This window comes from Pedobacter sp. L105 (assembly GCF_009765875.1).
GTDB lineage: Bacteria > Bacteroidota > Bacteroidia > Sphingobacteriales > Sphingobacteriaceae > Pedobacter.
The window spans coordinates 102,629-116,622 of sequence record NZ_LMUP01000009.1 but is presented as its reverse complement, the minus strand read 5'-3'; the positions used below and the strand labels follow the sequence as shown (position 1 = coordinate 116,622).

Annotated in this window: 12 protein-coding genes; 7 read left to right on the top strand and 5 right to left on the bottom strand. The window is 42.1% G+C overall.

Going from position 1 to position 13,994, the window contains the following annotated elements; translation table 11 throughout:
- Positions 1 to 20: 20 nt before the first annotated feature.
- Complete coding sequence (locus GSQ84_RS18860) at positions 21 to 2,408, top strand: outer membrane beta-barrel family protein (protein ID WP_158798840.1); 2,388 nt, start codon at positions 21 to 23, stop codon at positions 2,406 to 2,408.
- 19 nt (positions 2,409 to 2,427) lie between these two features.
- On the opposite strand, the gene GSQ84_RS18855 is transcribed toward GSQ84_RS18860, so the two are convergent.
- Entirely contained in the window at positions 2,428 to 3,366 is a 939-nt protein-coding gene (locus GSQ84_RS18855; RefSeq protein ID WP_158798839.1) for an alpha/beta fold hydrolase, read from the bottom strand.
- A gap of 118 nt (positions 3,367 to 3,484) precedes the next feature.
- Here GSQ84_RS18855 and GSQ84_RS18850 point away from each other — a divergent pair, with 118 nt between their 5' ends.
- Together GSQ84_RS18850 and GSQ84_RS18845 are read left to right on the top strand one after the other, a co-directional pair.
- The gene (locus GSQ84_RS18850; protein ID WP_158798838.1) at positions 3,485 to 4,813 is read left to right on the top strand and encodes an APC family permease; all 1,329 of its coding nucleotides are present in this window, start codon (positions 3,485 to 3,487) and stop codon (positions 4,811 to 4,813) included.
- A 346-nt stretch (positions 4,814 to 5,159) separates the two neighbouring features.
- A complete protein-coding gene (locus GSQ84_RS18845; RefSeq protein WP_254070910.1) occupies positions 5,160 to 6,221 on the top strand; it encodes an alpha/beta hydrolase in 1,062 nt (353 codons plus the stop codon).
- Here GSQ84_RS18845 and GSQ84_RS18840 read toward each other — a convergent pair.
- A complete protein-coding gene (locus tag GSQ84_RS18840; protein ID WP_158798837.1) occupies positions 6,218 to 6,481 on the bottom strand; it encodes a helix-turn-helix domain-containing protein in 264 nt (87 codons plus the stop codon). The two genes, GSQ84_RS18845 and GSQ84_RS18840, sit on opposite strands and share 4 nt — an antisense overlap.
- Before the next feature lie 221 nt (positions 6,482 to 6,702).
- Here GSQ84_RS18840 and GSQ84_RS18835 point away from each other — a divergent pair, with 221 nt between their 5' ends.
- Both GSQ84_RS18835 and GSQ84_RS18830 read left to right on the top strand, forming a co-directional pair.
- Positions 6,703 to 6,990 carry a hypothetical protein gene (locus GSQ84_RS18835; RefSeq protein WP_158798836.1) on the top strand — a complete coding sequence of 96 codons (288 nt, stop codon included), beginning with the start codon at positions 6,703 to 6,705 and terminating at the stop codon, positions 6,988 to 6,990.
- Positions 6,991 to 7,068: 78 nt separating this feature from the next.
- A complete protein-coding gene (locus tag GSQ84_RS18830; RefSeq protein WP_158798835.1) occupies positions 7,069 to 7,488 on the top strand; it encodes a hypothetical protein in 420 nt (139 codons plus the stop codon).
- Positions 7,489 to 7,565: 77 nt separating this feature from the next.
- Here GSQ84_RS18830 and GSQ84_RS18825 read toward each other — a convergent pair whose 3' ends face one another.
- Positions 7,566 to 8,732, bottom strand: a complete 1,167-nt coding sequence (locus GSQ84_RS18825) for an NAD(P)/FAD-dependent oxidoreductase (RefSeq protein ID WP_158798834.1) — start codon at positions 8,730 to 8,732, stop codon at positions 7,566 to 7,568.
- 29 nt (positions 8,733 to 8,761) lie between these two features.
- On the bottom strand, positions 8,762 to 9,505 hold the full coding sequence (locus tag GSQ84_RS18820; protein ID WP_158798833.1) for an AraC family transcriptional regulator: 744 nt from the start codon (positions 9,503 to 9,505) through the stop codon (positions 8,762 to 8,764).
- Between the two features lie 232 nt (positions 9,506 to 9,737).
- On the opposite strand from GSQ84_RS18820, the gene GSQ84_RS18815 reads away from it, so the two are divergent.
- Together GSQ84_RS18815 and GSQ84_RS18810 are read left to right on the top strand one after the other, a co-directional pair.
- Positions 9,738 to 11,753, top strand: coding sequence for a PAS domain S-box protein (locus GSQ84_RS18815; protein ID WP_158798832.1), 2,016 nt, complete (start codon positions 9,738 to 9,740; stop codon positions 11,751 to 11,753).
- A 176-nt stretch (positions 11,754 to 11,929) separates the two neighbouring features.
- Complete coding sequence (locus GSQ84_RS18810) at positions 11,930 to 12,490, top strand: flavin reductase family protein (RefSeq protein ID WP_158798831.1); 561 nt, start codon at positions 11,930 to 11,932, stop codon at positions 12,488 to 12,490.
- 10 nt (positions 12,491 to 12,500) lie between these two features.
- On the opposite strand, the gene GSQ84_RS18805 is transcribed toward GSQ84_RS18810, so the two are convergent.
- The gene (locus GSQ84_RS18805) at positions 12,501 to 13,697 is read right to left on the bottom strand and encodes a winged helix-turn-helix domain-containing protein (RefSeq protein ID WP_158798830.1); all 1,197 of its coding nucleotides are present in this window, start codon (positions 13,695 to 13,697) and stop codon (positions 12,501 to 12,503) included.
- Positions 13,698 to 13,994 lie beyond the last annotated feature (297 nt).

The following is a 13,994-nucleotide window of genomic DNA, read 5'->3' as shown; positions in this document are numbered from 1 at the left end:
CATCGGGGTAGGTTTGTGGCATGAAAAAAACACTCTCCTGCCTGCTATTTTTATTCCCCTTTTTATTGCAGGCACAACAACAGTTTAAAGGCAGGGTAACGGATGCTGCAGGCTTACCTTTGGATGCGGTAACGCTCATCCTGAGCCAGCAAAATAAGAATCTTTCTTCGGCATTGGCCGATTCGGGACGTTTTACATTGAATTATCCACTGGCCGGTACTTATCTGGTAAGCGCCAGCCTTGTTGGTTACCAATCTTTAAGCAGGACGATTACATTACCCAATGACACCCTTCATCTGATCCTGAAACCAGACAGTAAACAACTGGGTTTGGTAACGATCACAGCGCGTAAGCCCGTTATTGAAAGAAAGATCGACCGGATTACGTTTAATGTAGAAAATAGTATTGTTGCTTCTGGCGGCAATGCATGGGATGCGCTGGGAAAAGCACCAGGTGTTCAGTTGAAGTCTGATAATACAGTGACGGCCAACAAGAAAGAGGTTAAACTTTTTCTGGATGGCAAACCTCTCCAGCTTTCAGGTGACGACCTGGCCGGTTATCTTCAGGGGCTTCCTTCCGATCAGATTTCCAAGATCGAAGTGTTTTCCAATCCACCGGCCATGTTCGACGCTGAAGGCGCCTCAGTAGTCAATATTATAACTAAAAAATCGAATAACCAGGGTTTTAATGGAACGCTCAATAGTGCCTTTACACAGGCAACTTATGGCAGCTACAATGCCAGCGCTGCATTCAATTACCGAAAAGACAAATTGAATATTTATGGCAGTTACGGATACCGCTATAATAAAAAGGCGCATGATCAGCATGATTATGTCACTTACAATACGCCGGGTAATCAGTCTTTCTGGGATAGTCCCGGTTATACCACCTTTGAATCCAAAAATCATAACTACCGGGCCGGAGCAGACTATCAGTTAAGTGATAACCAGATCTTAGGTTTCTTGATGACCGGTAGTAACCGTGCAGGAAATACGAACACCACTACCCCTACTTATGTCACCAATAACTTTAAAAATTCCCCGGATTCTGTTTTACAGACCAATGGAAAGACGCCCAATCGCGGAAACCTATATGCCTTCAACCTCAACTATAACCTAAAAATGGATACCAGCGGGAAAAGCTTAAATATCGATCTTGATTATTCGCCCTACAGCAGCACCAGGGATCAATATGTAGATAACCAGACCTTTTTGCCCAATGGGTTTCCTACTGCTACCTCCTATCACATTTACACACCAACCCTTCAGAATATCGATATCTATTCGGGTAAACTGGACTACAATTATAAATTGGGTAAAACCTGGAACCTTACTTCGGGTTTGAAATACAGCAGTATCAAAAGCCAGAACAATTTTGATTTTTATAACAATGGTGGCGTGCAGCCTGTACTGGTCGCGGCTAATTCCAATCATTTTGAATACACAGAAAATACCGGAGCCGCTTATACCAGCATTACAGGAAGTGTTGGCAAATGGACTTTCCAGGGAGGCTTACGCGCAGAGCTTACCCATACCCGCGGATATTCTGAAACATTGGATTCCCTCAATCAAAGACAATACTTTAAGCTGTTCCCAACGCTTTTTGCCTTATATAAAATCGACGACGATAATGAGCTGCAACTGAATTACGGTTACAGAATAGAGCGACCAGAATATGCACGGATGAACCCTGCCAAGCATTATGCCAATCCTTATAGTTACCTGGTCGGCAACCCTTCGCTTCAGCCAGCGTTTGTGCAGAATGTAGAATTGGGTTATACCTATAAAAAAGATTACAATATCACCGCATATTATACATCTACGCACGATGTGTTCAGCAATATCACTGTCCAGGATAACGTGAACAAACTCTTTTATGATACACAGGCCAACCTGGGTTTAAGCGTTAACAGTGGTATCCGCTTGTCGGCAGCCTTTCATCCCACCAGCTGGTGGGATATGACGTTCCTATCAGAAGGTTATTACCAGCAAGAAAAATCAACTTATCTGGAAGGAAGTTACAACTACCATAAATTCGCTTATGACGGAACTACCACACAATCCTTTACCATTGATCAAAAGCTGGGGTTAAAAGCAGAAATCAGCGGGACCTATAATTCATCGGGTATACAGGTGATTTTTAGAGCCGATGCCAATTATAATGTAGATGCCGGTATCAAAGCAACGGTATTATATGGTCAGGGTACAATCAAATTAGCCGCTGGCGATATCTTTTACAGCAATAACTACCATATCTCTGTGAATTATCTGAACCAGAACAATGGCTTTTACCAGCGAAATGATACCCGCAATGGCACCTTAAGTTTCAGCTATCGCTTCGGCAAAAATATCGCCGCTTCCCGTAAACGCAGCACCTCTAGCGACGAAGAAAAACAAAGAACACAGTAATGATAAAATTTCGTTTTTGCTATTCATTATATTGGGTTAGAAAATCATTGATCAGCTTTCCACATTCTTCTGATTTTTCCAGCCAGGGTAAATGACTTCCCTCATTAATGATATGATACTTACAGTCGGGTATAGCTTCGGCAATACTTTGACCAACAGGTACAGAGGCAAAGGTATCTTTATCCCCCATTAGGAGTTGAACAGGTTGTTTAACACCACTCAATTGTGCGGCATCTATATTTGGTGCCGCATTTTTTAGCAGGCTGGTAAAGGATATCAAATAATGCGGCAACCTTCTAAACGCATAATAACTCTCGCCTATTTCCTTTGGCAATTTATCTATCGTTTCACTTGTGCTGCCCATTGCTTTGAGCATCGTTGGCCGCTTGTCACCCTCTTTTCCCATCATCAGCTTATACAGAAGCTTGTTAAACGGCCAGTGGATCATCAGGCGTAAGGCCAATGGCAGTTTACCCTTCATCACATTGCCAGGATTACCCAGCAGGGTTAATGATTTTACCCGTTCCGGTCTGTCCATCGCCGTCCATAAACTCCAGTGTGCCCCCATAGAATGGGCAACAATATTTACCTTGTCCAGTTGAAAAGCATCCATCACCGCTATAATAGTCTCCACAGCAAATTCCCTGATATTCACTGTAGTATGGTCTATACCCTCGCTCAAACCGCCGCCGGGGCGATTGATCGCAATGATACGCCTGCCCTTCATTTCCGAAAGCAGGGAAGCTAAGGGAAAAACATCCCCTGTATTTCCTGGAACAACCAATACAGGCTCTCCGGTACCTATTTCCGATATCCTCATTTTCAGGTTTGTGCCTGGGATGGGGAGATAATGATCTTTGACCTGTAAACCGTAATGCCTGAACAGCGAAGTTTCGGCATCACGCGCAGCGATCACCGCAGTATCTTTAGGATCAAGTGTTAATATTTCGTTATTCATTGTAGCAGGATTCGTTTTTCAAAGTAAATCATCTTTTAGCTGAAATCTCTATTTAAATCAAATTATCTAGCCGGTTTTATAAGACATTAACTTCATTTAATTACTTTTAAACCAATTTATGTCCGTATCCCTGCCCCGCAAAAAAATAAGGCTGATACAACTGGTAGCCATCATCTTTTTCACCGTATCTGGCGGCCCTTTTGGTCTGGAACCGCTGCTAACCTATGCCGGCCAGCATGGGGCAATGCTCATTTTATTGATTACCCCGTTGTTATGGGATGTGCCGGCTATCTTAACCGTCATGGAGCTGAACAGTATGATGCCCGTTACCGGTGGTTATTATCAATGGGTAAAGTATGGTTTAGGCCAGCGCTTAGGCTTTTATGAAGGTTGGTGGACATGGCTGTACACCTTTGTTGACCTGGCCATCTACCCGGTATTATTTGTTGGCTACGCCACTTTTTTCTTCCCCGGACTGGAATATTATAAGGTTCCCTTGTACCTCCTGATCATCTGGGGATCGGCAGGATTAAACATTCTTGGGATTATGCAGGTTGGAAAAACATCCCTGCTATTAAGCGCACTCGTGTTATCCCCCTTTATCATCTTATTTGTGATTGCGGCTAACACAACAGGGAATCACGCAGTGCCGGCACCTAGTTTGCATGGCATTCCCTTTCCTTCCATGGGCATGGCCTTATATACCGTGATGTGGAACTGTTTAGGCTGGGACAACATTACCACTTATGCACAGGAAGTAGATAAACCAGTTCGTTCTTACTTATATGCTATTGCCATTGCTTTCGGATTGGTCATAGTTTTATATGCATTGACCATTTTTGTAGCACAGCAATCCGGAATTAATGCTGCTGTGTTAACCGATAAGGGTTTTCCGGTGCTGGGATTACATTATGGCGGGCACTGGCTTGGCGCGTTAGTAGCAGCAGGCGGTATGGCCAGTACACTGGGCATCTATGCGGCAGTGCTGCTCTCGGTATCCCGCGTGCCTCAGGCAATGTCTGATGACAAACTATTACCAAAAGCTTTGCACCGTTTGCACCCCCGCTTCAAAACACCTTATGTCTCCATCCTGATCTGCTCCGTTGTGGTGAGTTTAATGGTGTTGTGGACTTTCTCCGAATTGCTGATTATCGATGTGATTGTATATGGCGCAGGCTTGTCACTGGAGTATATTACCCTGATCAAACTCCGTATCAAAGAACCGGATCGTAACCGGCCTTTTAAAATCCCCATGAATGTATTGGGTTTGTGCTTATTGTTATTGTTACCGGTATTGGTTTACATTGTAGCTTTAGCAGGGGCTTTTACATCTGACGGGCAGGGCATTAAACCCGCACTATTTGCTATTGGCGCTTTACTCTCCGCAGAGCTTGTCTGGCAGATCATTAGCTGGCGCAAGCTTCGCATTTCGCGCGATGAGTTTTAATATCGTGTAATAAATCACCATAATATCTGACCAACATATTATTTACAGTACCTTATACCTGTCTTGGTCGAGATTAGTTTTATATTAACCCGTGACTGGCTCCTCTAATACAGTAGGTTGACTCGTAAAAAGCCGCCCCAACCCCCTGTATTATCCCTTTCGCCCCCCTGTCACCCCCCTGTCAATGCAAACCAAAAGTAGAACAACACACGAAAATGTCCTGTACATACTATTTGTACGAAATTAGTGTGCAACTATTTAAAGTTATTAGTTTGCTTTACAAACCATATTGTTACAAATCTTAAACGCTTTGTTTTATACATTGTATCAGTAAATCTATCCGCATATGTTGTTTAAGATCAAGGTGCTTTGTTGCTGCGTTTCGTTATCATTATATTCATTAACTTCATCTGCGCAGCATATAAATTATCCTCCTGCTGAACAGGTTGCAGCAGATTTAACCAGGTTACTGGAGCGGCCACGCGTTCCGTTAAATCCTTCTTTTGTGGTAGTCAAAACAGACTCTTTGATTATTGAACATGGTTTTATATTCAGCGAAAAGAACCAGCGCGTTCCCATTCTGATTTACAAACCAGTTAAGCCGGCTAAATCCTATCCTGCCGTTATCTTTTTACATGGCACAGGTGGCAAAAAAGAAGATAATGAAAAGTTCATGTACCAGCTGGTTAAAAGGGGAATCATAGGTGTATCTGTTGATGCCCGGTTTCATGGCGAACGGATAGCCGGTGGAGCACATGGCGCAAGGGAATATGTGGCTGCAGCAACGAGCGCCTGGGAAAACAAAGACAAAACCCATCAAACCCATCCTTTTTTATATGATACCGCTTTTGATCTTTGGCGGGTAACCGATTACCTGGTGAGCAGGCCGGATGTTGATCATAAACGCATTGGTTTGGGTGGTATATCTATGGGCGGTATAGAAACATGGCTGGCTGCTTCAGTAGATCAGCGGATAAAAGTGATTGTGCTGGATATTTCGGTACAAAGCTTCAAATGGTCCTTAGACCACGATAAATGGCAGGGACGAGTGGGTACTATCCAGGCTACGCATCTGCAGGCGGCCAAAGATTTGGGCGATTCAACCTTAAATAAAAGAAACGTAGCGGTCGTATGGAACAAATTGCTGCCAAATATTACAGGAGAATTTGACTGTCCTTCTTTACTGAGGTTAATGGCTCCCCGGCCTTTACTGGTTGTTGGTACAGAAAATGATCCTAACTGTCCTTTACCGGGCGCAAACATAGCCTATGAAGCGGCCGTTCAAGCCTACACGTCAAAACATGCGTCTGATAAAATTAAACGGGATGTGACCCCTAAACTATTTCACACCTCTACACCGGAACATTTTAAAATGACGCTGGATTGGTTTAGCAAATGGCTAAATTAATCCTTAACCGTTTGTTTTTTCTTAACGATCAATAATTCAAAGGTTTCAATATCCAGATGTAACGCGAGGATAGATAACATCGTAATGTTGGTATCCACAGTTCCAGCTTCGTACTTGTGTATCTGAGAATATTCTATGTCTGTCAGGATGGAAAGCTTTCTGAGCGATAAGCCTTTTAAAGTTCGATAATGCCTTATATTTTCACCTACACTTTTCAAGAGTGCATCATTGCGTCTTTTAGTTTTAGGTGAATCAGCCATTTGTGTTTCACGAAATAATAAATTATTTCTATAAGAAATGTTGTATAATAACACATAACTTTATGAAATATATCAGTATTTTTATACTACCAAATAAATCATTATGATAAGCCACGCCATAGAAATATTAGCAGTGGAAAATTGTTATAGTTATGGAAAAGACATACATCATAAAATACCACCTATATTATACTCAGGAGTGTGAGGGTATATCTGTTTTCATGGCAAATTCAGCTCACCAGAAAGGTGATATATGGTCAAAGGATAACTATACAGAACCCATAAGCTGGATAGCGCATATTCAAAAGCTGGAGGAATTTAAAAGTATGGTCGAAGACAGACCGACAGTGTGTGCATATATCAGCAAAATGATCAGGAAGAAGAATCAGGAAATGATATTAAAACTTTTAGAAACTCATTCTACAGCAGAAGTCGAATTGATGCTGGAACTAATGGATGAATTTGTCAAAATCACAGTGATTGAAGATTATGTCATTCTTAATCTATAAAAAGTTAATATCATGAAAACCATAGGAAACAGATTACCAGTAACCAAATTTATAAATCCCAATTGAGAATGAAAAACAATGAAGAAAAGTATCAGAATTATAATTTTCGCCATAATTCTTTTAGCTGTTTGCTTCCTCAGCAGCAGACATGAAAAGTTTAACCAACTCGTACAATCGAAATTACTACATCCAGAAAAACCATTACCCTATCAACCCTGCGATATCAATGTACCCAATCATCAGCTACAAACGAATATAACTGCTTATGATTTTAAGGTGCTGGAGGAAGATATCAATGCAGAAGCCGGAGGGACGGACACAGCAAAATGTACTAAGACCTACTGTTTTCTGGCAAAACATCTTGTTGATAACAAGGAGACTGCCGGCATCTGGCACCTTATTTTAACCTATCAGCAAGTTGGCTACGATTACAAATTGCTTCATTTTTCTGCTTACAAACAGGTTAAAGGGCAATTAGAAAAGATTGATATCATTTAGCCAGAAAACTCCTGCAACCACACCGTCGGTTGCAGGATTAAATACAAAATCAATAGCTGCGCACATCACATGATCATTTAATTTTTCATGGGATTAAACAGTTCAAGGATCTTTTTCAGTCCTGCTGGAGAATGCATCCATGAAGTATTGTCCAATGTATCTTCTCCAACCTGATTAAATCTTTCCAGCATCTGCTTTTCATAATCAGTAATAGCGGATAAGGTGTTTGTAAAAATATCACCCGTCAGCGCTTCGCTCAGTTCCAGCGCATCAAGCATTGCCATATTTACTCCTTCACCGGCATATGGCGGCATCAGGTGTGCAGCGTCTCCAAGCATGGTGATGTTGGATTGTGACGGCCAGGCCTGATCAAGGGGCATGCAATACAGGGGCCTGACAATAAATGATGTTGAGGGATGTTCAAATAGCTCATACCATAGCGGATCCCAGCCAGAATACTCCTCTTTAAACCAATCCAGAACTTTCAGGTGATCTTTTATGTCGATAGTAGATGCTTTCGTTGCAGCTGTAACTGAACCAAAACCAGTATAAAACGAAATGCTCCCATCGCCTTTAGCGCTTAGGATAACAGTTCGGGAATCACCTAAAGCAAATATCTTCCCCCCCTTCAACAGCTCCGCTAGCTGTGGTGCATTCGTTTCGGCATTATAAATATTCCCTTCAACAACAGTAATTCCAGCATAGAAAGGCTTTATAGGTGTAATCAATGGCCTGACTTTAGAGTTTGCCCCATCAGCCGCAATCACGATGTCTGCTTCAGCTGAATTGCCGTTTTCAAAGTTCAGTAACCATCCTTCATTCTGTTTCTGAATACCTGTCACATAGCTGTCCCAAATTACTGTGCCCGGTTGTAAAGAATCCAGTAAAAGCTCTCTTAAAGGCCCCCGGTCAATCTCCGGTCTAAACCACGGATCTCCGAAATCTCCCGAAACTTCCTCGATATGCTGGTCGTAATAAACTTTTGCATGTTCGTCAGTCACACGGATACGGTCTGCTCCGGGTCGGTAGTTGTCCTTAAAGGCATTCATCAAACCAGCTTTATCCAGGGCTTTCAAACCCGATTCATCATGCAGATCCAACGTGGCACCTTGTACCCGTACCTGCCTGTTTACATCTCTTTCGTACACTTTAACATCTACACCTTTTAGCTGTAAAAGTCTCGCCAGCGTGAGGCCGCCGGGACCGCCGCCTACAATCGCAATTTTCTTCGCTTGTAATAACATAATTTTATGGTTTAAATGACCATGCAATATTACTTCTCCGGGATTGCAGAAAATTGTATAAATCGGTCGTTTTTGTTTTTGCTAAGTTCTTTTGGCGTTACACCAGAAAGCTTTTTAATGGCCTTGATAAAATGCGCCTGATCGGCAAAGTCCCCTTCAGGAAACAGCCTGCCTTCCTTGAGTTGTGTAAAAGAAGCACGGAATCTCAATATGCCACAATATTCCTTCAGCGATAAACCTATACGTGCATTAAAGTAGCGGTTGATCTGCCTTGCTGACCAGCATGATGATTCTGACAAGGCGGCAATGGTCATTGAACCTTTTGTTTTGTATAGCAGTTCAAATAATTTTCTTTTCCTCTGATCTATTTTTTGTGTCCCCAATATGGCCAGCATAGCTGTAGAAACACGATCTGCAAAGCTTTGAAGGTCCTCTAAATCTACAGTAGTAACGCCCCAGAAATCATTGGGCAGGGATATAGGTTGCCTTAATGTTTCATCGGTCATATCCAGAATATATTCTAGTGCGGGAAGCTTAAAACTCACTGCAAACATCGTGGTTCCTGATTCGAGGATAGCCCGAGAGGCCTCCCGGTCAAGGTTCATCAGCATCACATGAAGTTGTTCCCTGGCAGACCATGCAAAAATCAGATCGATACGTCCATCTGGTAAAATAATAATGTCCTTATCCTGGCCCGTATGGCTGGCCAGCATCCAGAAGCTTTCCACGTAATCGTAAAGTAATGGGACAGGTTTAATTATTTTATATTCCATAGTATTCTATCCTTCTGAAACTTTAACAAATTAACGTTTATAGTTTGATACCTCTAATAATTTAAACATTCACCCGGTTGGTAATTTAGCAAAAACCGCAAATGAAAAGTTTATCCCAAATTTGAGTTAGTTGATTTATTTTTGTCTTTAGTTAATACAGATATGTCAGCTTGTAAAACAAATTACTAACTTCCCTGTTTTTTACGATCGATACCCGTTTTATTCCAGAGTTATGACTGATTTCTCCAATATACCTACATCAAATGAAAAAACAGCCGCTGCAAGTGAGGCACGTTTTAGGGCATTGGTTACCGCAACTTCCGATGTGATTTATGGCCTGAGCGCCGATTGGCAGGTGATGTACGAACTTGACGGCCGCGGTTTTTTAAAAGATGCTGATGAACCAACGAACGACTGGATGACTCACAATATCCATCCGGAAGATATGGAAAAAGTAAAGGCAGCTATCGCAGATGCCATACGGGAGAAAAAAATATTTCAGCTGGAGCATCAGGTATTGCGGGCAGATGGTACACCCGGCTGGACGTTTTCACGGGCAGTTCCTATACTGGATGATCAGGGGGAAATCCTGGAATGGTTTGGCACAGCCAGCGATATTACAGAACGTAAAAAAGCTGAAGAGGGAGTTAATGAATGGAGAGCGCATTCAGATCAGCAAAAAAGGGTATATGAAACCATTACTTCCAATACACCCGATTTGATGTATGTTTTTGATCTGAACTATCGCTTTACCTATGCCAATACCGCGCTGCTTTCCATGTGGGGTAAAACCTGGGATAATGCTATTGGCAAAGGATTGCTGGAAAACGGTTACGAACCCTGGCATGCCGAAATGCATGAAAGAGAGATCGATAAAATAAAATTATTCAAAAAGCCCATTCGTGGTGAAGTGTCGTTTCCACATGCTACCCTGGGCCGCCGCGTATATGACTACATCCTAACACCAGTGCTGAATGAGCAAGGTGAGGTAGAAGCTGTAGCCGGTACTACCCGGGATATTACCGAACGCAAGCAATGGGAAGATTCCCTGGCAAACAGTGCGGAAGAACTTCAGGCTATTAATGAAGAAATGGCCTCTACCAACGAAGAGCTGGCTGCTTCTAATGAGGAGTTGCTGGCAACAAACGATGAGCTGGCCCTGGTTAATCATGAGCTGATCATTGCCCAGCAAAAAATTGAAGAAGGACAGCTCGCTTTTCGTTTAGCTGTTAATGCCGCGAATTTCGGTACCTGGTTAATTCATTCAGTTACGCGGGAATTTATCACTGATGACCGCATGAAAGAACTATTTGGCTATTACCCCGGGGAACCACTTTCTCTTGAACAGTCAACAGCGCAGATCACCGAAGAATATCGCGACTATGTATCCAAAAAACTAGAATCTGCATTTAGCAACGGTACGCGGTTTGATATGGAGTATCCGATTATAGGCCGCCATGACGGCAAAATCCGCTGGGTACGGAGCATCGGCGAAATGCAGCATAGTGGGGGCAAAGAATACTTTACGGGTGTACTTCATGAGATTACAGAGAAAAAACAGGATGAGATCCGCAAGAACGACTTTATTGGAATGGTAAGTCACGAACTGAAAACGCCACTCACCTCCATGAAGGGTTATATCCAGCTCCTGATGATGAGGCTTAAAAAACAGGAAGACGAATTTATTACTAATGCACTGGAAAAAGCAAATGCCCAGGTAGCTAAAATGAGCAGCATGATCAATGGGTTTTTAAATATTTCCAGGCTGGAATCAGGTAAAATACATATAGACCAACAAAATTTTGACCTGGCCCAGCTGGTTAAGGAAGCAGAAGATGAGTCTTTAGCTACCATTCAAAGTCATAGAATAATATTTGAACCCGTAAAAACTATATTAGTGAATGCCGACCGTGACAAGATTGGACAGGTAATCCATAACCTTGTCAGTAATGCAGTGAAATATTCTCCTCAGAATAGCATCATCGACGTTGCGTGTTTTACCGTTGGTAACCATGCACACATCAGTGTTACAGACCACGGAATGGGTATCAAACCTGACGATCTATCTAAAATATTTGACCGGTATTATCGTGTTGAGGGCGACCATATGTATTCTATTTCCGGCTTTGGGATTGGCCTATATCTTTGTGCAGAAATCATTCACAGACACCAGGGTGAAATATGGGCAGAAAGCCAGTTTGGTAAAGGTTCTACATTTACCTTCAGTTTGCCACTGGAAGAAAGTTAAGCCTGCCACTAATTGCAATTTCCACTTACCAAAAACTGTTAGTATAGCTCGCAATAAATTGGCGGTTTGATTCATTTCAGTGTTCCTATCGGCCCTTTACTCGTTTTTCAGGTATTTTAAGCATATATTCAAATCAAAAGTCCTGCTATGCTGTTGTTTGGTAAACACATTAAAGCATGAAAAAAGAATATCATAAAAAAGATTTCCCGGTGGCTCAAATCCGAAAGTTTTTGGAACCGGGTCCGATTGTTTTGGTGAGTTCGCACTATAAAGGGAAGGATAATATCATGACGATGGGCTGGCACACAGTCATGGAGTTTTCACCATCATTGATAGGCTGTATGATTACCGGCAGCAATCATAGTTTCCACATGATCAAAGAAAGTGGCGAATGCGTCATCAACATTCCTACTTTTGATATGATTGATACCGTTATAGGCATCGGCAATACAAGAGGTTCAGAAATTGACAAATTCAAGGAGTTTAAGCTCACCGCAGCGCAATCAATTGAGGTAAAGGCACCTTTGATCAAAGAGTGTTTTGCAAACTTTGAATGTAAGGTTGTGGATGATCAATTGTTATCAAAGTACAATTTTTTCGTGATGGAAATAGTTAAGGCACATGTGGCCACTTCTCCAAAATATCCTAAAACTATTCACTACCGCGGGGAAGGGAAGTTCATGATTTCCGGGAGAACTTTGGACTATTCCAGTCAGTTTAAACCAGAGATGTTATAAGAAATTCCGTTTACCGGAAACCATTACTTATAGATTTTAAGTAGGCTTGCTGATTTGATTTTTTAAAGACGATTTCCCGGCACTGGTTAAATTGCACAAATACTTTTAGTGCTTCTATAAGTTCATCTATCATCGTTTCAGTCAATTCCAGGTCCTCAAAGTGCAGGTTATGTACAACTAATACTTTTTGTTTCCTGTCGGCCTTAGCATCCATCCGGGCTATAAACGTCTCCCCTATCAATATAGGCAAAGAAAAATATCCGTATTTCCGTTTGGCCAAAGGGACAAAACATTCAATCTGATAATCGAAATCGAAAAAGTCCTTTAGACGGTAGCGGAAGACATTTATGATGTCAAAAGGTGAAAGGATAAAAGCTTCACCTGATATTTCGATTGCAGTGTCCTGATCAGTCAGCATATATAGCGGCGCACTTTTCAATCCTTCTACGGCTACTGTTTTCACTTCACCTTCAGTGATCATTTTCTCCAGTTCCTTTTTGACTAAGTTATTCTTTACGCGACGGGCACGCCAGGCCATTTCTTTGACGGAGGCAATACCCAATACGCCCAGCGTTCGTTGGATCACATACCGGGCAAACTCTTCTGCTGTCGGCATCTTCAGATCAGTATCTTCCGGAATCAAATTGCCAGGCAAATCGTATACTTTATGAAATTTGTTATTGCGGGTAACCATCAGCTTACCATCCAGATATAACCGTTCCAGGGCTACTTTGCCCGGTCGCCAATCCCACCAGCCCGAACTGGCCTCCAATCTATCATCTTCAAAATCCCCAACCATTAACGGACCTTCCCGTTCTACCCGGTCGAGCACCTGTTTCATCAATTGCGTTTCCGCATTCGTAAGAGGAGGTTTTCTGTTTTTGGAAAAACTTTCTTTAACGGGCAGCGAAAAGCGAAAGTCAGTCATCGGCATGTATCCCGCGTCGGAGGTAAAAAATTCAAAGATCCTGCCTTCGGCTGATAAGTCCCAAAGCCAGTTCAATTGATAATCCGGAATACGTGAAGCCATTACCTGGTGATGCGCCCGCTCTACCACGTAATTTGTATCCAGCTGCACGAAACCCATATGGTCGATCAATTGGTAAACCGCCTCTGGACCAGTTCCAAATTGTGCTTTTCTAGCCAATCCTGCTGCATGAAGAATGATTTTACGGGCTTGTGATTTAGAAAAGATTATTGGTTCCATACCTGTAAAATTATAATTTTTTTACGTTTATGCACCAGATATACAACTCTAACATTGATGATTACTAAAGCCAATAACCTTTGGTACAATTGATCTCCATGAAAACGAAGAGGCTCTCTCGTTATGTAAGGATATCAGTGTTCCTGACCTGATCAGTCTATGTGATACTTTCCCAGATGAAGAAATGAGTAGTTACCAGGTATCAGCTTCTGTTAAGTCTACTGTGATGAATAAGTCAGTAAAAAACCATTCCGACCTGATTTTACCACCAAATAGTCTATAGGAATATATCACAAC